This window comes from Acinetobacter sp. VT 511 (genome assembly GCF_001077515.1).
Lineage (GTDB): Bacteria > Pseudomonadota > Gammaproteobacteria > Pseudomonadales > Moraxellaceae > Acinetobacter > Acinetobacter schindleri.
Map to the genome: position 1 here is coordinate 38,854 of NZ_LFRE01000095.1, position 20,920 is coordinate 59,773.

General features: G+C 44.3%; 21 protein-coding genes and 1 pseudogene. 15 read left to right on the forward strand and 7 right to left on the reverse strand.

Features of this window, described 5'->3' with window-relative positions; translation table 11 throughout:
• Positions 1–18 precede the first annotated feature (18 nt).
• The gene (gene tviB / locus ACS72_RS15395) at positions 19–1,296 is read right to left on the reverse strand and encodes a Vi polysaccharide biosynthesis UDP-N-acetylglucosamine C-6 dehydrogenase TviB (protein ID WP_048882593.1); all 1,278 of its coding nucleotides are present in this window, start codon (positions 1,294–1,296) and stop codon (positions 19–21) included.
• A gap of 296 nt (positions 1,297–1,592) precedes the next feature.
• On the opposite strand from tviB, the gene ACS72_RS15400 reads away from it, so the two are divergent.
• From ACS72_RS15400 to ACS72_RS15460, 13 genes and pseudogenes are all read left to right on the forward strand, one after another.
• Positions 1,593–2,696, forward strand: a complete 1,104-nt coding sequence (locus tag ACS72_RS15400; RefSeq protein ID WP_155858040.1) for a polysaccharide biosynthesis/export family protein — start codon at positions 1,593–1,595, stop codon at positions 2,694–2,696.
• Positions 2,696–3,124, forward strand: coding sequence for a low molecular weight protein-tyrosine-phosphatase (locus ACS72_RS15405; protein WP_048882595.1), 429 nt, complete (start codon positions 2,696–2,698; stop codon positions 3,122–3,124). Before ACS72_RS15400 ends, ACS72_RS15405 begins: the two co-directional genes overlap by 1 nt.
• 21 nt (positions 3,125–3,145) lie before the next feature.
• Entirely contained in the window at positions 3,146–5,329 is a 2,184-nt protein-coding gene (locus ACS72_RS15410) for a polysaccharide biosynthesis tyrosine autokinase (RefSeq protein ID WP_048882596.1), read from the forward strand.
• 146 nt (positions 5,330–5,475) lie between these two features.
• Positions 5,476–6,918 carry a capsule assembly Wzi family protein gene (locus ACS72_RS15415; protein ID WP_048882597.1) on the forward strand — a complete coding sequence of 481 codons (1,443 nt, stop codon included), beginning with the start codon at positions 5,476–5,478 and terminating at the stop codon, positions 6,916–6,918.
• A gap of 228 nt (positions 6,919–7,146) precedes the next feature.
• Complete coding sequence (locus tag ACS72_RS15420; RefSeq protein ID WP_005220396.1) at positions 7,147–7,851, forward strand: FKBP-type peptidyl-prolyl cis-trans isomerase; 705 nt, start codon at positions 7,147–7,149, stop codon at positions 7,849–7,851.
• A 49-nt stretch (positions 7,852–7,900) separates the two neighbouring features.
• Positions 7,901–8,590: an FKBP-type peptidyl-prolyl cis-trans isomerase gene (locus ACS72_RS15425; protein WP_048882598.1), complete on the forward strand. Its 690-nt coding sequence runs from the start codon at positions 7,901–7,903 to the stop codon at positions 8,588–8,590.
• A gap of 139 nt (positions 8,591–8,729) precedes the next feature.
• Positions 8,730–9,464 (forward strand): dienelactone hydrolase family protein, encoded by a 735-nt coding sequence (locus ACS72_RS15430; protein ID WP_048882599.1) that lies wholly within the window; start codon positions 8,730–8,732, stop codon positions 9,462–9,464.
• A 71-nt stretch (positions 9,465–9,535) separates the two neighbouring features.
• Positions 9,536–9,904, forward strand: a pseudogene (locus tag ACS72_RS15435) (HIT family protein); the annotation flags it as partial.
• A gap of 158 nt (positions 9,905–10,062) precedes the next feature.
• Entirely contained in the window at positions 10,063–11,091 is a 1,029-nt protein-coding gene (gene mutY, locus ACS72_RS15440) for an A/G-specific adenine glycosylase (RefSeq protein WP_048882601.1), read from the forward strand.
• Between the two features lie 109 nt (positions 11,092–11,200).
• Positions 11,201–11,704 (forward strand): M23 family metallopeptidase, encoded by a 504-nt coding sequence (locus ACS72_RS15445; protein WP_171249878.1) that lies wholly within the window; start codon positions 11,201–11,203, stop codon positions 11,702–11,704.
• A 15-nt stretch (positions 11,705–11,719) separates the two neighbouring features.
• Entirely contained in the window at positions 11,720–11,965 is a 246-nt protein-coding gene (locus ACS72_RS15450; protein WP_048882603.1) for a hypothetical protein, read from the forward strand.
• A gap of 16 nt (positions 11,966–11,981) precedes the next feature.
• A complete protein-coding gene (locus ACS72_RS15455) occupies positions 11,982–12,563 on the forward strand; it encodes a DNA-3-methyladenine glycosylase I (RefSeq protein ID WP_048882604.1) in 582 nt (193 codons plus the stop codon).
• Between the two features lie 4 nt (positions 12,564–12,567).
• Entirely contained in the window at positions 12,568–13,590 is a 1,023-nt protein-coding gene (locus ACS72_RS15460; RefSeq protein WP_048882605.1) for an NAD(P)-dependent alcohol dehydrogenase, read from the forward strand.
• A 71-nt stretch (positions 13,591–13,661) separates the two neighbouring features.
• On the opposite strand, the gene ACS72_RS15465 is transcribed toward ACS72_RS15460, so the two are convergent.
• Positions 13,662–14,552, reverse strand: a complete 891-nt coding sequence (locus ACS72_RS15465) for a LysR family transcriptional regulator (RefSeq protein WP_048882606.1) — start codon at positions 14,550–14,552, stop codon at positions 13,662–13,664.
• Between the two features lie 112 nt (positions 14,553–14,664).
• Between ACS72_RS15465 and dkgB the strand changes: the two genes are divergently transcribed.
• Together dkgB and ACS72_RS15475 are read left to right on the forward strand one after the other, a co-directional pair.
• On the forward strand, positions 14,665–15,471 hold the full coding sequence (gene dkgB / locus ACS72_RS15470) for a 2,5-didehydrogluconate reductase DkgB (RefSeq protein ID WP_048882607.1): 807 nt from the start codon (positions 14,665–14,667) through the stop codon (positions 15,469–15,471).
• An 8-nt stretch (positions 15,472–15,479) separates the two neighbouring features.
• On the forward strand, positions 15,480–16,655 hold the full coding sequence (locus ACS72_RS15475) for an MFS transporter (RefSeq protein ID WP_048882608.1): 1,176 nt from the start codon (positions 15,480–15,482) through the stop codon (positions 16,653–16,655).
• Between the two features lie 50 nt (positions 16,656–16,705).
• On the opposite strand, the gene ACS72_RS15480 is transcribed toward ACS72_RS15475, so the two are convergent.
• The 5 genes from ACS72_RS15480 to ACS72_RS15500 all read right to left on the reverse strand — a co-directional run bounded on the left by ACS72_RS15480 (position 16,706) and on the right by ACS72_RS15500 (position 20,914).
• Positions 16,706–17,350, reverse strand: a complete 645-nt coding sequence (locus tag ACS72_RS15480; RefSeq protein ID WP_048882609.1) for a hypothetical protein — start codon at positions 17,348–17,350, stop codon at positions 16,706–16,708.
• A gap of 62 nt (positions 17,351–17,412) precedes the next feature.
• Complete coding sequence (gene dapB / locus ACS72_RS15485; protein WP_048882610.1) at positions 17,413–18,234, reverse strand: 4-hydroxy-tetrahydrodipicolinate reductase; 822 nt, start codon at positions 18,232–18,234, stop codon at positions 17,413–17,415.
• A gap of 313 nt (positions 18,235–18,547) precedes the next feature.
• Positions 18,548–19,021 carry a Dps family protein gene (locus ACS72_RS15490; RefSeq protein WP_004814100.1) on the reverse strand — a complete coding sequence of 158 codons (474 nt, stop codon included), beginning with the start codon at positions 19,019–19,021 and terminating at the stop codon, positions 18,548–18,550.
• Between the two features lie 297 nt (positions 19,022–19,318).
• On the reverse strand, positions 19,319–20,431 hold the full coding sequence (dnaJ, locus tag ACS72_RS15495; RefSeq protein ID WP_048882611.1) for a molecular chaperone DnaJ: 1,113 nt from the start codon (positions 20,429–20,431) through the stop codon (positions 19,319–19,321).
• A gap of 105 nt (positions 20,432–20,536) precedes the next feature.
• Positions 20,537–20,914, reverse strand: a complete 378-nt coding sequence (locus ACS72_RS15500; RefSeq protein ID WP_004814094.1) for a hypothetical protein — start codon at positions 20,912–20,914, stop codon at positions 20,537–20,539.
• Positions 20,915–20,920: the final 6 nt, after the last annotated feature.

The window sequence follows — 20,920 nt, forward strand, 5'->3', positions numbered from 1 at the left end:
GTTTATGGTCCCTGTAGATTACAGACGAAGGTCAGATTCAGACTGATCCAGTACATATTTCAGGTCATATAAAATATGCTCTGGCTTGCCTAAAGCACGAATCTCTGCGGCACCCATGACTTTAAACTGATCATGTGCTACTGCCAGAATCACTGCATCATATTGACCTTGGACTAAATTCTTGACAGGAGTAACTGCATATTCATGCTCTGCTTCAGCAGCATCGACCCAAGGATCATATACATCCGCCTGAATATGGTATTCCTGTAACTCGTGCACGATATCAATAATCTTGGTATTACGAATATCTGGACAGTTTTCTTTAAAGCTAAGTCCTAATACTAAAACCTTGGCGCCTTCAACCTGGATTTTTTTCTTGATCATGGCTTTGACCAGCTGGGTCACTACATAAGCCCCCATACCATCATTCAGACGACGACCTGCCAGAATAATTTCAGGATGATAACCGATAGACTGTGCTTTATGAGTCAAATAGTACGGATCGACACCAATACAGTGCCCTCCGACCAGACCTGGACGGAATGGCAGGAAATTCCATTTAGTCCCAGCCGCCTGCAATACTGCTTCGGTATCAATTCCCATTTTATTAAAGATCACGGCGAGTTCATTAATCAGGGCAATGTTGACATCACGCTGAGTATTTTCAATTACTTTTGCCGCTTCAGCCACTTTAATGCTAGTTGCTTTATGTGTACCTGCCTCAATCACCAAGTTATACACCTGATCAACAAATTCAGCGACTTCAGGGGTAGAACCTGAGGTAATTTTCAGAATATTGGTCACTCGGTGCAATTTATCGCCCGGGTTAATTCGCTCCGGACTATAACCGGCAAAGAAGTCCTGATTGAACTTCAGGCCTGATACTTGTTCCAGAACCGGAATACAGGTTTCTTCAGTTGCACCCGGATATACGGTGGACTCATAAACCACCACATCGCCTTTTTTTAGTACCTGGCCAATGCTGGTCGAAGCCTTAACAAGCGGAGTTAAATCTGGCTGCTTAAATTCATCAATAGGGGTAGGCACAGTCACAATAAAAAAATTACAGCTTTTTAAATCTTCTAAATTTGCTGAATAACTGAGCTGATTTGCCTGCTTCAGTTCTTCTGGGGAAACTTCAAGGGTATGGTCTTGGCCATTTTTAAGTTCATCAATTCGTTTTTGGTAGATATCAAAACCGACTACAGGTACTTTTTTCCCAAATTCAACTGCAAGTGGTAAGCCCACATAGCCCAAACCAATCACCGCAATTTTTAAATCTGCAATAGATAGCATTTCAACGCCTTATTTATGTACTTTAATTATGAAGATTAAATCTTTCGGCAGGCATACTAGCAGAAAAACATGAAAATTCTGTTATGATTTAACACCAGAAAGTAAAAAAATGAGTCAACATGTTATTTATTACATTTTGAAAAACTTTCCTTGAAAAACATCATGAAACTAAATTAAGCCTTTTGATCTTATGCACGGTTCAGTTAAAATCAGATACATTTTGTTATAATAAAATCAAAGTTCTCAGGTAGAATATCGCAGATTTAACGAATTAAATATTAAAAACGGGATTTCATGTGCGACAAATTCAACTGGCTTTTTTACTGACTTGCGGTCTGACTTTGACCGGTTGCGCCGTTACCTCTGGTCTGCAAACCTATGATCTACCAGCAGAAGGTGTTTATCAAACCGAACTTGGTACTTCAGTCAACATGATTAGGCTCACCCAGGACTCTATACTGGCTGTTCAGCCTGCTGTACAAAACATTCAACAAGATTATGCCCATTTGTTTAGCATCCCGCATCGTAGCTACAGTCTGAGTCCGGGTGATATCCTGTCCATCTATTTATGGGCTTACCCGGAAATTACTCCACCGAGCAGTAGCATTAGCAGTGACCAGTCTGCTCAGGCAAACGGTTACCAGATTGACCAGCAAGGCTATATCCAGTTCCCGATGATTGGCCGTTACAAGGCTTCAGGTAAATCTCTGACTCAGGTCAACCGTGAATTGCGCAGCCAATTGTCACGCTATTTAAAAACCCCGGATGTCATTGTCCGGGTTTTGTCCTATCAGGGCCAGCGCTATTCGGTTCAGGGCAATGTCATGAAAGGCGGACAGTTTTATTTAAGTGATCAACCTGTGAGTGTATATACCGCTTTGGGTATGGCGGGTGGTGTTAATGCACAACAGGGGGACAATACTTCTATGACTTTGGTCCGTCAGGGACGTACATACCAGCTAAATACCGTAGAATTAGAAAAAGCTGGACTTTCTCTGCATAATTTATTGATCCAGCCCAATGACACTTTATATGTGAACAATCGCGAAAATCAAAAAATTTATGTCATGGGTGAATCCGGCAAAAATCAGTCCTTGCCATTACGGGACCAAGGCATGAGTTTAAGTGATGTATTAGGTGAAAGTTTGGGGCTAAATCCACTCTCTGCCAGTCGCAGCAAGATTTATATTGTGCGCAGTCAGGCAAATGCTGTCCATACTGAAGTTTACCAGATGGACCTCACCAGTATTGCCGACTTTGGCCTGGCCAATCAGTTTAAAATGCGCAGTAATGATATTGTCTATGTCGATGCTTCAGGTCTGGCACGCTGGCAACGTGTTGTAAATCAGGTGATTCCTTTCTCGAATGCCTTATATAATCTGGATCGGCTGGGGCAATAATGCAGTTTAAGCATATTCTGGTGGTCTGTGTCGGCAATATCTGCCGCAGTCCCATGGCTGAATATTTACTCAAGCAGGCTCTACCTGAACGGCAGATCCATTCGGCCGGTATTGCAGCCATGATCGGCTATCCGGCAGATGAGAAAGCCCAGCGCTGTATGCAAAGTATCGGACTGGACATGCAGGCTCACCGTGCCAAAAAACTGACTGGGGACATGATTAAACAGGCCGATCTGGTGCTGGTCATGAGTAAGAATCAGCAACAGCATTTAGAGCAGCACTGGCCTTTTGCCAAAGGAAAAACTTTTCGCCTGGGGCACTGGCAATCAAAAAATATTGCTGACCCCTATCAGCAGGATCAACTCTTTTTTGACCACACCTTTGAGCAGATTCAACAGTGTGTAAATGACTGGATATCCCATCTTTAAATAATTGAATGACAATAAACTATGAGCCAAACCACCAACGCTGAAGATACCATTGACTTAAAAGAACTCTTTTTCTCCTTGATTGCTCAATGGAAACTCATTGCCCTTTGCGTCATTTTAAGTATTGTGGCGGCTTTACTATATTTACGTGTTACACCAGATACCTATCGTGTGGATGCGCTGGTTCAGGTCGAAGAAAGCAAAGGAGCATCTGCTGCTTTGCTTGGCGATATGTCGAACATGATCGAACAGAAGCAACCGGCCCAAGCAGAAATTGAAATTCTGAAATCACGTCTGGTCTTGGGTGACGTAATTGATCGTTTGAATCTGGACCTACAGGTAGCAGGAACAGAAAACTCCCTGTTTGACCGCCTGCTGAATCCGCATGATTACCGAACTGAATATTCGCCTCAATCCGTTTTATTCAGAGATGGTGATCAAGCGTTTGATATCCGCCAGTTTGATATTCCACAGGCCTATTATGACAAGACTTTAGAACTACAATTTAAAGAACAACAGTTTAGTCTGACCGATCCAAGAACAGGCCAAGTGGTTTTTTCTGGCCTGTTAAACCGCAATAATCAGGCGACTCATGCGAATGGGACCTGGAAAGTGGCAATTTTTAGTCAGGACCAGTTCCAGGACCGTTATCTCATCAGTAAACAGTCTCTGCCTGCTGCTGCAAATCGTTTACTTGCAAATTACTCTGTCGCAGAAAAAGGCAAAATGACCGGGATTTTAGGCTTAAATTATGAAGGCCAAGATAAAGCACATATTACCCAGGTACTGAATGCCATTCTGCAAGCATACAGTCAGCAGAACGTGGAACGTCGTTCAGCCGAAACGGCTCAAACGCTTAAGTTTCTGGAAGATCAGCTACCTGAACTGCGTCAGCAGCTGGATGTGGCAGAACGTGAATTTAACCAGTTCCGTCAGCAGTCTAATACTGTGGATGTAACCAAAGAATCCGAGTTGTATTTAACTCAAAGTATTGCGCTGGAAACCCAAAAAGCCCAGCTGGAACAGTCAGTTGCTGAGGCTTCAGCGAAGTACACCAGCGAACATCCGGTCATGCAGCAGATGGAAGCCCAACTGGCTGCGATCAATAGCAGAATTGCCGAGCTGAATGGAACCTTAAAACAGCTACCAGATTTACAACGTCGTTACTTACAGCTATATCGCGAAGTCGAAGTCAAACAGCAGCTGTATACAGCGCTGCTTAATTCTTATCAGCAGTTAAGAATTGCCAAAGCCGGTGAAATCGGTAATGTGCGTATTGTTGATACCGCTGTTGAACCACTTAAGCCGATTGCACCAAAAAAACTGCAGATTCTGATTCTGTCAATTTTCCTCGGTGGCTTCCTCGGCATCTTAATCGCACTGTTACGCAATATGATGCGCAGTGGTATTAAAGATGCAGCACAGATTGAGAATGAACTGGATATTCCTGTTTATGCCACCGTACCGCGCTCAGCAGTTCAAGAAAGCCGTGTAAAACTGCTGAAAAAGAAAAAATCTATTCCTATTCTTGCAGTTAAAGATAGCGAGGATATTGCGGTGGAAAGTATTCGCAGTATCCGGACTACGATTCATTTTTCGCTGACGGAAGCCAAAAATAATATTATTGCTATCTCTGGCCCGGCCCCAGAAGTGGGTAAATCTTTTATTACAGCAAATCTGGGTGCCATTCTGGCGCAGGGCGGTAAAAAAGTCTTGGTGATGGATGGCGATATGCGCCGCGGCTATTTACACAAGTATTTTAATCAGGATACAGCCCCAGGACTGTCTGAGCTTCTGCTGGGTACTCATACTTTGGAGCAAGTCATCAAGGCCGACAGCTATGAGGGTCTGTACTTTATTTCACGGGGTAAAAACCCATCTAATCCTGCAGAGTTATTAGGTTCACAAAAGTTCCAGGCACTTTTGAGCGAGTTATCTGCTCAGTTTGATCATATTCTGATTGATACGCCGCCTGCCCTGGCAGTCACAGATGGTGTGATCATTGCACAGTCTGCTGGTGTGAATCTGCTGGTGGTACGTCATGCCAAAACTCAGATGAAAGAGCTTGAATTGACCATCAACCGTTTTGAGCAGGCGAAAGTCAAAGTGAATGGTGTGATTCTGAATGATGTACAAAAAGGGGTGGCAAGTAGCTATGGTTATAATTATGCTTATGTATATACTGCAAATAAAGACAATGACTAATTCATTGTAAGCTTTTATTTCACATCCTGCCTTAAGCAGGGTGTGAAATCACCCTCTATTACATTTATCCCAAATGATCATTGTTGAAAAAATCAACTAAAAAACCTATCGTGGTTACAGTTTAAAACTCCTGAGAATTTACAAGAATGTTTAAATCGAAAACACTGCTCGCCAGCTTGGCATTAAGCTCCTCACTAACCTTTGCGCAAGGCATCGTTTTAAATGAGCAAAACCTGCGTACCGATTTAAACTGGTTAAATCAGCAAGGTGTGATTCAAATCAGCACTTCGACCTGGCCAATGAGTGGTGATGAAATTCAACGTGCCCTTTCTCAGGCAAAAGTTAGCAATAGTAATCAACAAAAAGTCATTGATTCTGTCATGGCTCACTTAAATACCAATAACCAGTTACTCAAAGCATCCTTGTTTGCAGAGACAGATCAAAAAAATATTCCTCAAGCCTTTGGTGACCAGCAAAAAGCTCAATATCAAGCAGGTATAGAGTTGAATACAGGTAATCAGAATTGGGATGCTAGACTTCGCGTGAATGCAGAAAAAGATCCCCAGATTGATCATGATCAAGATGTGAATGTTGAAGGGTCTTACCTCGCAGGTAAACTATGGAATCAATGGCTAATTGCTGGGCAAATCCCGACCTACTGGGGACCTGGCCATGATGGCAGCTTAATTCGGGGTGATGCCAGCCGTCCTGTGTATGGTGTGACCATGCAGCGTGCCGAACAGCATGCTTTTGCAAATAAATGGCTATCCTGGATCGGACCTTGGCAATATCAAGCCTTTGCCGGACAACTAGATAACTACGATGCTGTACCTGATGCTAAGTTGATTGGTTTACGTGTCACCGCGCAACCTTTACCTTATTTGGAGCTGGGTGCTTCGCGAGCTATTCAATGGGGGGGAGAAGGAAGACCTGAAAGCCTGAGCTCACTTTGGGATGCTTTTGTCGGGAATAAAGACAATGGCGGCACAGGTGAACTTGATCCATCAAATCAAATTGCGGGTTTTGATGCACGCTTAAATCTACGACCATTGCTACAAGTCCCAATGGGAATGTATGCACAATATGTTGGTGAAGATGAAGCCGGCGGCTTACCGGCCAAAAAAATGTATTTGGCTGGAGTCGATTATTCCTCTAGCTATAATAATATGCCTTTTCAGCTATATACCGAATGGGCAGACACCCGCACCAATGGCAAGGCCCAAGGTATTTCTTATAATCACAGTGTATATACCGATGGTTTTTACCAGCATGGTTATCCATTAGCGCATGCGATGGGTGGTGATGGGCAAATGATTTCTGTGGGTGGTGATATTCGTTTCGATCGCCTGAATCGTGTTAATGCACGAGTACTGTTTGCCAAGTTGAATGAATCCACCCGAACTACTAATTTAGCTTTTCCAGCGCAAGATAATTTAAAAGCTGTTGATGTGAGCTGGACCCATTATCTACGTCCCGATATTCCACTAAAATTAAATGGCTGGATCAGTAATTCAGACCTATATGGTAATGATGGCGGTGCATCGATTGGAATTGAATTTCCTTTAGAAAAAGGCTTATTTTCCTACTAAGTTCTTTGCAAAAGATACTTTTAGTTGTGACAATCATTGTTGCTAGACATTCTCGAACAATGATTAAAAGCTAAAATAAAAAACCAGCAATAGCTGGTTTTTTATTTTATAAAACTCTACCAAACGGCGATGTTTGCTTGCTAAAAAACCACCCATTCTGCAAGATTTCTTAAAAATTTCTGCTAAGATGGAACGAACATTAACGATAACATCATATTGGAATAATACATGAGTAAGGCCTTACCGATTGCTGTCGCTGTTCTTCTAGGCGGTGCTGCGCTCGTTCCTGTTTACTATGCAACTCAACATCCGGTAAATCAAACTTCTAAGGCATCTAAAGATGCATCTGCAGTTTCTAAGATCAGCTATGCTCTCGGTTATGAAGTCGCACATCAAACTCCACCAGAGCTGGATATCAATAGCTTCATTACTGGTGTTCGTGATGGCCATGCCCGTAATGAGGCAGCCTATAATGAAGAAGAGCTACAGGCAGCTTATGAGCAGTTCCAGAAGGATATGCAGCAAAAGCAGCTTGATGATGCTAAAAAGGCCCAGGCTTCAAGTGATTCTTTCCTGACTGAAAATGGGAAAAAACCTGGCGTCAAGACCACCGCTTCAGGCCTGCAATACCTGGTAACCAAAGAAGGTACAGGAAAATCACCTGCTGCAGATTCTATGGTCAAAGTTCACTATACTGGCAAGCTGGTTGACGGTACGGTATTTGACAGTTCAGTAGAACGTGGTGAACCGATCGAATTCCCACTGAATCAGGTCATTCCAGGCTGGACTGAAGGTCTACAGCTGATGAAAGAAGGTGGCAAAGCCACCTTATATATCCCGTCTCAACTCGGTTATGGTCAGCAAGGGGTACCAGGTACCATCCCGCCAAACAGCACCTTGATTTTTGATGTTGAACTCATCGAAGTAAAATAATACGGTTTAGGGAGAGCAATATGCTCTCCCTTGTTTTTGAGATACTAGAATGAAAATACAAATTAGTCTTGCTGCCCTGCTGTTATGTTCCGGTAGCCTATATGCCAAGGATATCACCACCAAAAGTGCAGAAGCAGAACAGGTAGGTTACAGCTTTGGCTATCTCATGGGTCGTAATAATGCCGATTCATTAAAAGGCATCAATTTAGATGCATTTAGTGCTGGACTTAAAGCCGCAGCAGCAGGGCAAAAAGCCAGCTTGACTGAAGAAGAAATGGCCAAGGTACTGATGCAATACAAGCGTCAGGCAGATGCTCGCGAGTTAATTGAGCTCAAGAAAACAGCTGAAGAAAATGCCAAAATTGGCCGTGAATTCCTGGCTGAAAATGCTAAAAAACCAGGGATTAAAACGACTAAATCAGGACTGCAATACCAGATCCTGCAAGATGGCAAAGGAAAATCGCCAAATGCGAACAGCAATGTCAAAGTACATTATGAAGGTCGTCTGATTGATGGGACTGTGTTTGACAGTTCAATTGCACGTAATCAGCCGGTCGTATTCAAGACCAGTCAGGTGATTATGGGCTGGACCGAAGGTCTGCAACTGATGAAACCTGGTGCCAAATACCGTTTCTTTATACCCGCAGAACTGGCTTATGGGCAAATTGGTTCAGGTGATGTGATTGAACCGAATAGCACCCTGATCTTCGATATTGAACTGATTGAAGTCATGAAATAATCAAAAAGGAGATATCCGGGCATATCTCCTTTTTTGACTAACAAGAACAAATTAATCTGCTGTAATCCTGTGACATCTGCTTGGCTTTTGCTATGTTTATACTTTCATCCAAATACTGAACAACAATAGAGGAACTTCCATGGCAGCAATAAAGACACGTGAGATTCAATATACGGCGCAGGATGGCAGCCAGTTAATCGGTTATTTTGCAGCGCCCGAATCCGATACGCCTGTTCCAGGCGTGATTGTGGCACCTGAATGGTGGGGGCGTAATGACTATACCGAACAGCGTGCCCGTGAACTGGCTGAACACGGCTATGCTGCCCTGGCGATTGATATGTATGGCGATAAAAAAGTCACCACGGCATCGAATCAAGCCTATGGATGGATGATGCAGACGTTTGAAGATCCCGATACGATTGTGAACCGTGCTACTGCTGCCCTGAATACCCTCGCTGCACAAGATGAAATTGATGCAGATAAACTGGCCGCAATCGGTTTCTGTTATGGCGGTAAAGTCGCACTCGATCTGGCGCGTTCTAATGCCCCATTGCAGGCGGTGGCAACTTTCCATGCCAATCTGTCACCCAAAGCACCTGCTCAAGAAGGTCAGGTTCAGGCTGAGATTCTCGTTCTGCACGGTGAACAGGACAGCATGGTTTCACTGGATGATGTTGAAAGTTTCCGTAAGGAAATGCAGGCCGCCAATGTGAAACACGACGTGATCATCTTCAAAGATGCTAAACATGGCTTTAGCAACCCGCTTGCCGATGAACGGGCCAAAGCCAATGGTGTAGACCTTGGTTACAATGCTGAAGCAGAAAAACAGAGCCTTGAGGCAATGTATGCCCTGCTAGCACGTCGCCTGGCATAAAGAATATTTGTACTATTCTACTCTGAGGGGGAGCGGATTAGTGCAAAAATGATTATTCAAGAAGAAATAAGGAGAATGAAATGGCTGAGAACAACTGTCCATACTGCAACTATGACGAATATGATGTCATTGCCAAAAATGACTTTGGTGTGGTGTTGCCTGAACCGAATTCATTGTCCCAAGGGCATAGTGTGATCGTTCCGCTGCGTCATGTGGCTTCCTTTTTTGAAATTACCGATAAAGAACGTAAAAGCTTGATGTCTTTGCTGGAACAGGCACGTAATGAATTGAATTTACGTTATCAGCCGGCTGGCTTCCATGTAGGTTTTAATGACGGTGAGGTATTCAAGGCAAAGTCTGAACACCTGCATATTCACCTTATTCCACGTTATGAAGGCAAAGTGCTGAAACTGGATGCCCGTTGGGGAATTGAAGACTAAAATCAGCTTTTAGATCAAGTTTTACCAGAGTGAATGAACTTCGGATCATTCACTTTTTTATTGCCTGATCTGCCTGTTTACCTTGATACACTTTTCACCGATTCCTTTAGCTGAATCCGCTATAATGCCTTTCTGTTTCCCTGCCCTGTCCAGTATTCATGTTTGTATTTTCAGATGCGCTTTTAGAATGGTTTGATGTTCATGGCCGGCATGACTTGCCGTGGCAGGTGGCAGATGACCCTTACAAAGTCTGGGTCTCTGAAATTATGCTGCAGCAGACTCAGGTCAAAACGGTATTACAGTACTTTGACCGTTTTATTGCACGCTTTCCTACGGTTCAGGATTTGGGAACCGCGACCTGGGATGAGGTTGCCCCCTACTGGGCTGGACTCGGTTATTATGCCCGGGCACGTAATCTGCACAAAGCAGCTGGAATTGTAGCTAAGCAAGGTCATTTTCCTGACACCCTGCAAGAATGGATGGCCCTGCCGGGTATTGGCCGCTCGACTGCCGGTGCATTGATGTCTTTAGGGTTACGTAAATACGGCGTGATTATGGATGGCAATGTCAAACGGGTTTTGTCGCGTTTCTTTGCCATTGAAGATGATCTGTCTAAGCCCATTCATGAACGTGCCATGTGGCAACTGGCTGAAGAGCTATGTCCTCACGAGCGTAATCATGACTATACCCAGGCAATTATGGATCTGGGAGCCACAGTTTGTACGCCCAAGAAACCGCTGTGTCTGTATTGCCCGATGCAACAGCATTGCCAGGCACATCAGCAAGGCTTAGAAAACGAGCTGCCTTTTAAGAAAGCTAAAAAACCAGTACCGGTGAAATCTGCCCAGGTACTGATCTTACAATGTGGTGATCAATGGCTGTGGCAGCAACGTCCCAATACTGGACTTTGGGGTGGTCTATGGTGCTTGCCGATTATTGAAGAAGTACATGAACTGGATGTATTAAAACAGAGTCTAGGCTTAAAACAGTTCATACAAAAAGTCGAAATTTCGCACAGTTTTACCCATTTTACCTGGCAGCTGGAAGGTCTAGTATTTGCTATTGATGCTAATCTGCAAGAGCATTTAGCTATTGAACTGAACGGAATCTGGCTGGAGCCAACCGCGGCAGTTCAGGCCGGCATCCCCACAGCAATGAAAAAATTGATCTCTGCAACTCAACTGTGACATATTTAGAAATACGAGATTTTTAACTTAATAATTTTGAACTTGATACGGGCGCACAAGGAAGGATGCTTTGCAGCACAATATTCGTTTTGCCATTATTTCTGTTTTGATGCTGCTATTGGCAGCGTGTAGCTCTACTCCAAAACAGCCGGGTTCTGCAGTAATGAATCCGATTCTGGTGCAGCAACTGAGGAATACAACAATGCCCTCCCGGCTGCCGATCCCGGTAGATAACATTAAGACACGCCAGCTCAAGGATACCTGGGGAGCTTCCCGCAGCAGTGGCCGCCTGCATGAAGGTATCGACATTATGGCTCCACGTGGAACCAAAGTCCTGAGTGCGACGGAGGGCCTGATTGCAGACTTACGCAATAACAATTTGGGTGGTAAAGTGATCTGGATACTCGGCCCGGGTGGAACCTGGCATTATTATGCGCATCTTGACGGGCATAAGCGCGGTTTGAGTGTCGGGGACTATGTCAAAAAAGGTCAGGTCATTGGCTATGTTGGTAATAGTGGCAATGCACGGCATACTGCGCCCCATCTGCATTATGGGCTTTATCTGCAAGGTAAAGGCCGTGGTGTAGTGAATCCCTATCCATATTTACGTTAATTTTAGGAAATGTACATGTCAGAAGCGTTGATCAACCGTCTGGTAGAATTTGCTGAGTCAGGCAATCAACAAAAAATCGTGCTCAATGGCCAGACATATCAGGGCTGGATTATGGAGATCACCGAAGATGCGCTTCTGATCAGTACCGGTTATGCCGATAAAAGCGGTAAAGATGCCTGGATCCAGTTTACTGATCTGGAGCAGGCAGAGCTATCTTACTGGGATAATCAGCAAGATCAATGGACCACTTTTAAACTATAAAAATAAGGAGCATCACATGACCATTCAACGCTGTGGCTGGTGCTCCGATAATCCTCTTTATATTCAATATCACGACCAGGAATGGGGTCAGGTGCTTCTCGATGAACCGCGCTTATTTGAAATGCTGTGTCTAGAAGGACAGCAGGCAGGATTAGCCTGGATCACGGTCCTAAAAAAGCGTGAAGCTTATCGTGAACATTTTTTTCAATATTCTATTGAAACCATTGCTGCTTTTACAGATGAGCAACTCACAGCAAAACTGCAAGATGCTAGTCTGATCCGGCATATCGGTAAACTGACCGCAATTCGGGATAATGCCCGAGCCTGGCAACAGCTGAAATCTCAAGATCATGATGTGGTCGAATGGTTATGGTCTTTTGCCCGGCAGCCGCGTTTAAATAATGATGTGGCAAATTATCGTCAGGCTCCGGCACAAACCACTGAAAGTCAGCACATGTCCAAAGCCTTGAAAAAAGCCGGTTTCAGATTTGTTGGTCCAACGATTTGTTATGCCTTTATGCAGGCAGTGGGCATGGTCGATGACCATGAAAATCACTGTCACTTTAAAACAAGATCCTCTCATTCAAATAAGAGCTGAGTCCATGTCTAATAATACCATTCAAGCCTATGCCGCAATGTCTGCAGGTGCAGCACTAGAGCCTTATCAATTTGATGCAGGTGAACTTCAGCCACATCAGGTCGAAGTCAAAGTTGAATATTGTGGCCTATGCCATTCCGATATTTCAGTGCTCAATAATGACTGGGGATCTTCAGTCTATCCTGTTGTAGCCGGCCATGAAATTATTGGCATAATCACACAACTGGGTTCGGAAGCCAAAGGTTTAAAGGTTGGTCAGCGCGTCGGCATTGGCTGGACAGCAGAAAGTTGCCAGCATTGTGACCCATGTATTTCAGGTCAACAGGTCATGTGTACTGGGGGTCAGGTGGCGACGATTGTTGGTCATGCCGGCGGTTTTGCCGATAAAGTCCGGGCTGGCTGGCAATGGGCAATTCCTTTACCAGAAGATCTGGATCCGACCAGTGCCGGTCCCCTGCTCTGTGGTGGTATTACCGTATTTGATCCGATTCTGAAACATCAGATTCAGGCCATTCACCATGTCGGGGTTATTGGCATTGGCGGTTTAGGGCATATCGCCATTAAATTGCTCAAAGCCTGGGGCTGTGAGATTACTGCTTTTACCTCAAATCTGGATAAAACCGATGAGCTGAAAGCCATGGGCGCGGATCATGTGGTGAACAGCCGTGATCCTGCCGCGATTAAAACGTTACGTGGTAAATTCGATTTACTGCTGAGTACCGTGAATGTCACTTTGGACTGGCAGGCTTATCTGGCGACACTGGCACCGAATGGTACCGTGCATATGTTAGGCTTACCTTTGGAGCCAATGCAGATTTCGGCGGGTTCATTAATTGGTGGTGCCAAGTCTGTGACGGGTTCACCGACAGGTTCTCCAGCGGCTTTACGTCAACTACTGAAATTTGCTGCGCGTAAAAATATTGCGCCACAAATCGAATTATTTCCAATGTCAGAAATCAATGCAGCAATTGAACGTCTGCATTCTGGTCAGGCCCGTTACCGTATCGTGTTAAAAGCAAATTTTTAAATTGTTGATTTGAATACACTCATCTGCCCTTCTGCGATAGTCGGGCAGATTTTTATTGTATCAATAAACTTTTAGAGATATTTAGCCAGTTTAGTGGCTAGAAACTCGATAAATAAATGCACCCGTTTCGGTAAATGTTCCTGTCGATAATAGACTGCATGAATATTCTGATACTGCAATTCAATCTGATCTTCAAACAGTGTCTGTAAACGTCCTGCCTGCAAATCCTCCTGCACCAGAAAGCGCGATAGGCAGGTGATCCCCACTCCATGTAAAGCCAATTGACGAACAGTTTCCCCATTAGACGCCTTGATCTTGGGTTCGACCGTAATATGTCTATCATTTAGCTGAATCGGCCAGGTATTCAGATGGGTCGGATGGCTAAAGCCCAATAGAGTATGTTGAGACAAGTCTTCAACAGATCGAGGAACACCCTTCTGTTGTACATAATCAGGACTCGCCACAATGTAGAGCCGACTACGACATAATAATCGGGCATGCAGGCTGGAATCCTGTAACTCACCAAAACGGATGGCCACATCAGTTTTATGCTCTAGAAGATCAATCACCTGATCATGATTATTCAGCTCAATCTCAATATTAGGATATTGCTGCATAAATTCCTGGATCAGTGGCACAATCACATGCAGGACAAAGGGTGTAGCTGAATCGACCCGGATTAAGCCTGCAGTATCGATATCTGATTTCAGCAAGGCATCTTCAGCTTCTGCCAGATCATTGAGAATCTTGCGTGATTTTTCTAGAAATAATTGCCCTTCCTGGGTCAATTTCAGTTTACGTGTCGTGCGTTCCAATAAAGTGACATTCAACTTATTTTCCAAACGCTGCAATGCCCGACTGATGCCTGAAGTTGTCTGTCCCAACCGCTCTGCCGCTCTGATAATCGAACCATTGTCTACGATAGTGACAAAGGCTTGTAGCTCCTCAATGGTCGATTTCATCTTCAGTCCATTTAATGATTTATAGTCAATAATATTTTGCAAATTAGACTATTTTTTAGCAACAATAAAAATCGCAAAATACTTCACATCAAAAATAAGCAAGATTGAATTTATGAAAATTGTTCCACAAATGGGTGTAGGCACCTTTCGTCTCTCTGGACAGGCCGTGATTGACTCAGTAAAAACCGCATTAGAAGTTGGCTATCGTGCTGTAGATACTGCACAGATCTATGCCAATGAAGCTGAAGTTGGTCAGGCAATTGCTGAAAGCCAAGTCAACCGTAATGAGCTGTTTATCACTACGAAAATCTCGACAGATAACTACGCGCCAGACAAACTGATTCCAAGCCTCAAAGAAAGCTTGCAAAAGTTACACACCGACACAGTCAACCTAACCCTAGTCCACTGGCCAGCGCCGAAACTCGGCACTCACATTCCTGAACTGATGCAAAGTCTGCTGGAAGCCAAACAGCAAGGACTGACTGAACATATCGGTATTTCCAACTTTAATATCGAGTTAACCCAGCAAGCAATTGACAGTATTGGGCTGGAACATATTGCGACCAACCAGATTGAATTGAGTCCTTATCTGCAAAACCAAAAACTGGTCGATTTTTTGCAATCACAGAATATTGATGTAACGTCTTATATGACCTTGGCTTATGGCAAAGTCTTGAATGATCCAGCCCTGCAAAAGATTGCTGCACAACATCAGGCTTCAACTGCACAAATTGCATTAGCCTGGGCCTTACAAAAAGGCTTTGCGGTGATTCCATCTTCTACCAAGCGTGAACATCTACTGGCTAATCTGGCTGCACAGGATATTCAGCTAACTCAAGAAGAAATGGCGCTGATCAATACGGTGGAACGTAATGGTCGTGAAGTTGATCCAGAACAGTTAGCACCAATTTGGGATTAAGCACACGAATGAAAATTAACTTTCCCTTATTGGCTTTGGCTGTAGGTGCCTTTGCCATTGGTACCACTGAATTTTCTCCCATGGGCTTTTTACCGGAAATTGCCCGGGATCTGGACATCTCGATTCCGCGTGCCGGTATGCTCATCAGCGCTTATGCGCTCGGTGTGATGATAGGTGCACCGCTAATGACCTTATGGCTCAGTCGCTATTCCAAACGTAAATCGCTGATCTTGCTTATGGCGATCTTTACGATTGGCAATTTACTGGCGATGCTTGCTCCGAACTATCTCGGGCTGATGGGTGCACGACTGATTACCAGCTTAAATCATGGGGCTTTCTTTGGCATAGGCTCAGTCGTGGCCGCCAGTGTAGTTCCCAAAGATAAACAGGCCAGTGCCGTTGCGATGATGTTTATGGGGCTGACCATTGCCAATATCGGTGGTGTGCCCTTGGCGACCTGGGTTGGTCAACATATCGGCTGGCGCATGGCTTTTTGTGGAATTTCCCTACTTGGTCTGCTCACCATGTTCTCTCTCTGGAAAGCACTACCCGAAGGCCAAAGCAGTCAAAAACCGGATGTCCGTAGAGAACTTAAAGTCCTGACCCGATTGCCTGTCGTCCTTGCCTTGCTGACGACCGTCATGAGTGCCGGTGCCATGTTTGCGCTCTACACCTATATTGCACCAAGCTTGCAAAGTTTTACTCAAGCTTCACCGACCTTGATTACCCTGATGCTGGTCCTGATTGGGGTAGGCTTTTCAATTGGGAATCATCTGGGTGGCAAGTTTGCAGATCTGTCACTGGACAAAACCCTGATTGGCTTCCTGTTAATCTTGATGCTGATGATGCTACTGTTCCCAATTTTGGCGACGACTGCCATTGGTGCAGCGCTAGCTTTAATCATTTGGGGTGCTGCAGCATTTGCAGTCGTGCCACCGCTACAAATGCGGGTCATGTCAGTCGCACATGAAGCACCCGGACTCGCCTCTTCAGTGAATATTGGTGCCTTTAATCTGGGCAATGCTGTTGGTGCGATTGCCGGGGCTGCTGTGCTGAATCTTGGTTTGAGCTACAGTGCAGTTTCCTTTGCTGGCGCTGGTCTGAGTGCATTTGCATTGTTACTGGTTTTACTGCAAATGAAGATCGCTGCACCACAAACTGTAGATGTTGCATCCTGTAGCTAAAAGCCCTTGCCATAAAAAGTCCGCATCAAGCGGGCTTTTTTTATGACTGACTAACGCAGCGCTTCTGGCAATACCGGAACTGTCGAGGATTTATTCAGTTCCAGCTTCATTTTTTGCAACATCTGATAAGGCTGTTGCTGTACAAACATATTTACAAAGGTCAGCGGGATAGAGCCTTCAGGATTGGCATAACCATAGGTAGAGACCTTGACCTTTTTCTCGCCTAAACGGTTAAAAGTCCAGTCACCTTCATAATGGGTCAAGCGTACATAATCCGGATTCAGTGGATAGCCCTTTTGAATGGCTTTGTTCTTAATCGTGATCTGGCCATTGGCTTCACGGATCATTTTCCCTTGTACCACTAAGTCCCGGTCTTTCAGCGGAAACGGAAAATCCAGTACCATATACAAGGTGAAATCGCCCTTTTTGTCATCCCGGGAGAGTACCTTCACATTGCCCATATAAGGCACCCATTTTACTGCATTATCGACATCAATAATCAGGTGCACTGCCTGTTCTATCGGTACATCATAAGTCGTTTCAGCTTTATACAGAAAAACCGGATTGTTCTTGTCTTGATAGGTCCAGACCTTGATATTATTTTTATTAATACTGAGTTTGGCATTTGGTACAGATTTAGGCTGTGCTGCGGCAGCAAATACCACAGCACAGATCATGAGTATGACTTTTTTCATTCCATTGTCGTCTTATTTTAGTTTTAGTTATTCTTATACTTATAAATGATTTTGACGAAAATTTAAACTTGAATATCGTTAAAACCAAGTACATCTTTCATGTCATATTTACGCGCCTCGCGACCAACCACCCAAGCTGCGGCACGTACTGCACCTGAAGCGAAGTTCATGCGGTTAGTAGCTTTATGGGTAATCTCAACGCGTTCGCCATCGGCAATAAACATCGCTGTATGCTCACCCACAATATCACCACCACGAATCGTTTGGAAGCCGATACTTTGGCGCTCACGTGGACCTGTATGGCCTTCACGGTGATAGACTGCATCTTTTTTCAGATCACGGCCAAGTGCACCTGCAATTGCCTCACCCCACATCAGTGCCGTACCTGATGGTGCATCCACTTTATGACGATGGTGCGCTTCAATCACTTCAATATCAACGGTATCACCAAATACTTTAGATGCTAGCTCTAGTAGTTTAATTGACACGTTTACACCCACTGAATAGTTGGCAGCGTAAACCACAGGGGTTTCAGTTGCAGACTCATCGAGGTAAGCTTTTTGTTCGTCGTTGAGACCCGTGGTACCAATCACGATGGCCACGCCATTTTCACGGCACACTTTAAGGTGATGTACAGTGGCTGCAGGTGCAGTGAAGTCTATGACAACATCACAGTCTTTCACCACTTCTTCAAGGCTACCAACAACTTTTACGTCAACTGCACCAATACCTGCCATTTCACCTGCATCTGTACCAATTAAGGTACTTTCTGGGCGTTCAACTGCTGCGCCCAATTGATAGCCGGCTTCTTTCACTGCCTGAATAAGGATGCGTCCCATACGGCCGCCTGCCCCTAAAATTCCAATGCGTGGTGTCGCTGACATAACATAGTCCTGATATTGATTCGAAATTGTTCTTACTATAGCAAAACTCGCTCCTAACACTAAGATTGATCGCATAAAAATCAATGAAAAGAATTAAAGAAGATCATGAGCGTTTTTAATATGCAGGAAATGTTTAATTAAATTCTAAAGAGTCGGCTTTCTATAGAATATTGGGCAAGCTGTTTTTCCTGTATACACTACGAGCTCAGGATTAAAAATATAAAAAGCCCATAGGATAACCATGGGCCAGTTGTATGAGAGCAATACCTTGAAAATAGAAAACTAAAAATTCAGCTTTGAATATCTGAAAGATTTACTCTTCTAACAGACTTCTTAACATCCAGGCTGTTTTCTCGTGTACATTCAGACGTTGAGTCAGGATATCTGCAGTTGGCTGGTCATTTGCCTTGTCTACAATGTCAAACATGCTTCTTGCGGTACGGGCAACCGTCTCATGGGCATTGACCAGTAAGCGAATCATTTCCTCCGCTTTAGGAACACCTTCAATTTCCTCAATAGAAGTCAGCTTTGCAAACTGCTGATAGGTTCCTGGTGTCGGAAAGCCCAAAGAACGGATCCGTTCTGCAATAATGTCTAAAGCATTCCACTGTTCGGTATACTGCTGCATGAACATGTTATGTAAAGTATTAAATTGCGGGCCGGTGACATTCCAGTGAAAGTTATGGGTCATTAAATATAAGGTGTAGCTATCGGCAAGTAGTCTGGATAGACCTTCTACAATTTCCGCTCTGTCTTCGGCTGAAATACCAATATTTACTTTTATCATCTCGGTTACCTTAAATTTTAAAAAAATTATGCGTGATCAACTTGTTTATTCTTATAATCAGTTTAGCTACTTCAGCAAATTGCAAAAGATGAGATCAGTATCATTTATGTTAGCTTTGTTGAAATAACAGAGTAAGTTCAAGCCACAGGAATGTAAGGTATGACAGGAGCTTTACTGAGCAGTAAACTTATACAGAAACCTGAGGAAGATACCAATTTTTTCTCTTTAAAAATCGGTGGACTATAAAGCTAAGATATAAAAAAGGACGCCTGAGCGTCCTTTTTTATTTTCATTCAATTAGTCAAACAGACGATCAAAGAATGATTTTTTCTTCGGTGAAGATTGGCTACCTTCCCCATCCATTGATGCTTGCAGCTCTTTCAGCAATTCACGCTGACGTGCAGTCAGGTTTACCGGTGTTTCAACCACAATACGGCATAATAGGTCACCAGTCATGCTGGTACGAACAGGTTTTACACCCTTACCACGTAAACGGAATAATTTACCGGTTTGCGTACCTTCCGGGATTTTCAGGCTGACACGGCCATCCAAGGTTGGGATTTCAATCTCTTTACCCAATGCAGCATCAGCAATTGAAACAGGCACATCCATATACAGGTCAGCACCATCACGCTGGAAGATCTCGTGCTCACGCACCACCACTTCTACGTATAGATCACCTGATTGACCATCACGGATCGCTTCACCCTTACCGGTTAAACGTACGCGGTCGCCATTGTCCACACCGGCTGGAATGGTAACTTCCAGGGTTTGCTGACGATCAGATACGCCCGAACCATGACATTTATTACATGGATTCTTGATGATCTTGCCTTGACCACGACAGGTGCTACAGGTTTGCTGTACAGAGAAAAAGCCCTGCTGCATACGCACTTGACCCGCACCATGACAGGTTGGACAAATTTCAACATCATTCGGATTTTTAGAGCCTTTACCATCACAAGCATCACATGGTGCAGGTGCAGTGAAGGTAATGGTTTTCTTGACGCCTTTGACAGCTTCCTCCAGGGTCAGTTCCATGACATAACGCAAGTCGGAACCACGGCGCGCGCGTTGTTGCTGACGACCGCCGCCAAATGCCCCACCAAAGATGTCACCGAACTGGCTGAAAATATCTTCTGCGCTAAAACCACCGCCGAAGCCACCGCCGCCGCCCATACCACCTTCAAAGGCTTGATGGCCCATGCGGTCGTACATGCTGCGTTTCTCGCTGTCAGACAGCACTTCATAAGCTTCTGAAGCTTCTTTAAATTTCTCTTCAGCTTCTGGATTGTCAGGGTTGCGGTCTGGATGATATTTCATCGCCAACTTACGGTAGGCTTTTTTAATCTCATCATCACTAGCGGTTTTAGCAACACCCAAAACCTCATAATAATCACGTTTAGCCATGTCTGGCGATGCTCCTCACGGAATTTTATTTAATACTTAACTGTGGTCTGAAATTGGGGGTCAAACCAGTTTTTACAAGGGGGAATCTGAAAAAAAATCGAAAGCCTAGAAGACAGCTTTGCTTTGATAGAATTTGGACACGCCCTTGAACCAGGCATTAATCATGAAAATAAACGCAATAAAGCTGAATACGACGCCAGCGACCGTGCAGGCTTTCACCCATAACATACTGTCCCAGGCATGGAAAAAGAGTGGAATAAACCAGAGGGCTGCAAAAACAGCCAGCATGGTATAGATCACCACATTACGCATGATCCACAGCGCTTGTGCCTGTAGCCAGACTTCTGCATAGTCGACCTGAGCGACTTTGCGTGCTAACCAATAAGAAAAAATTCCAAAAATCACGGTAAAAGAGGCTAAAAACATGAACACATATGCAATGGCTACAGAGCGCCGCATTTGAGTTAAACTTTTTTGATTCATGTCTCT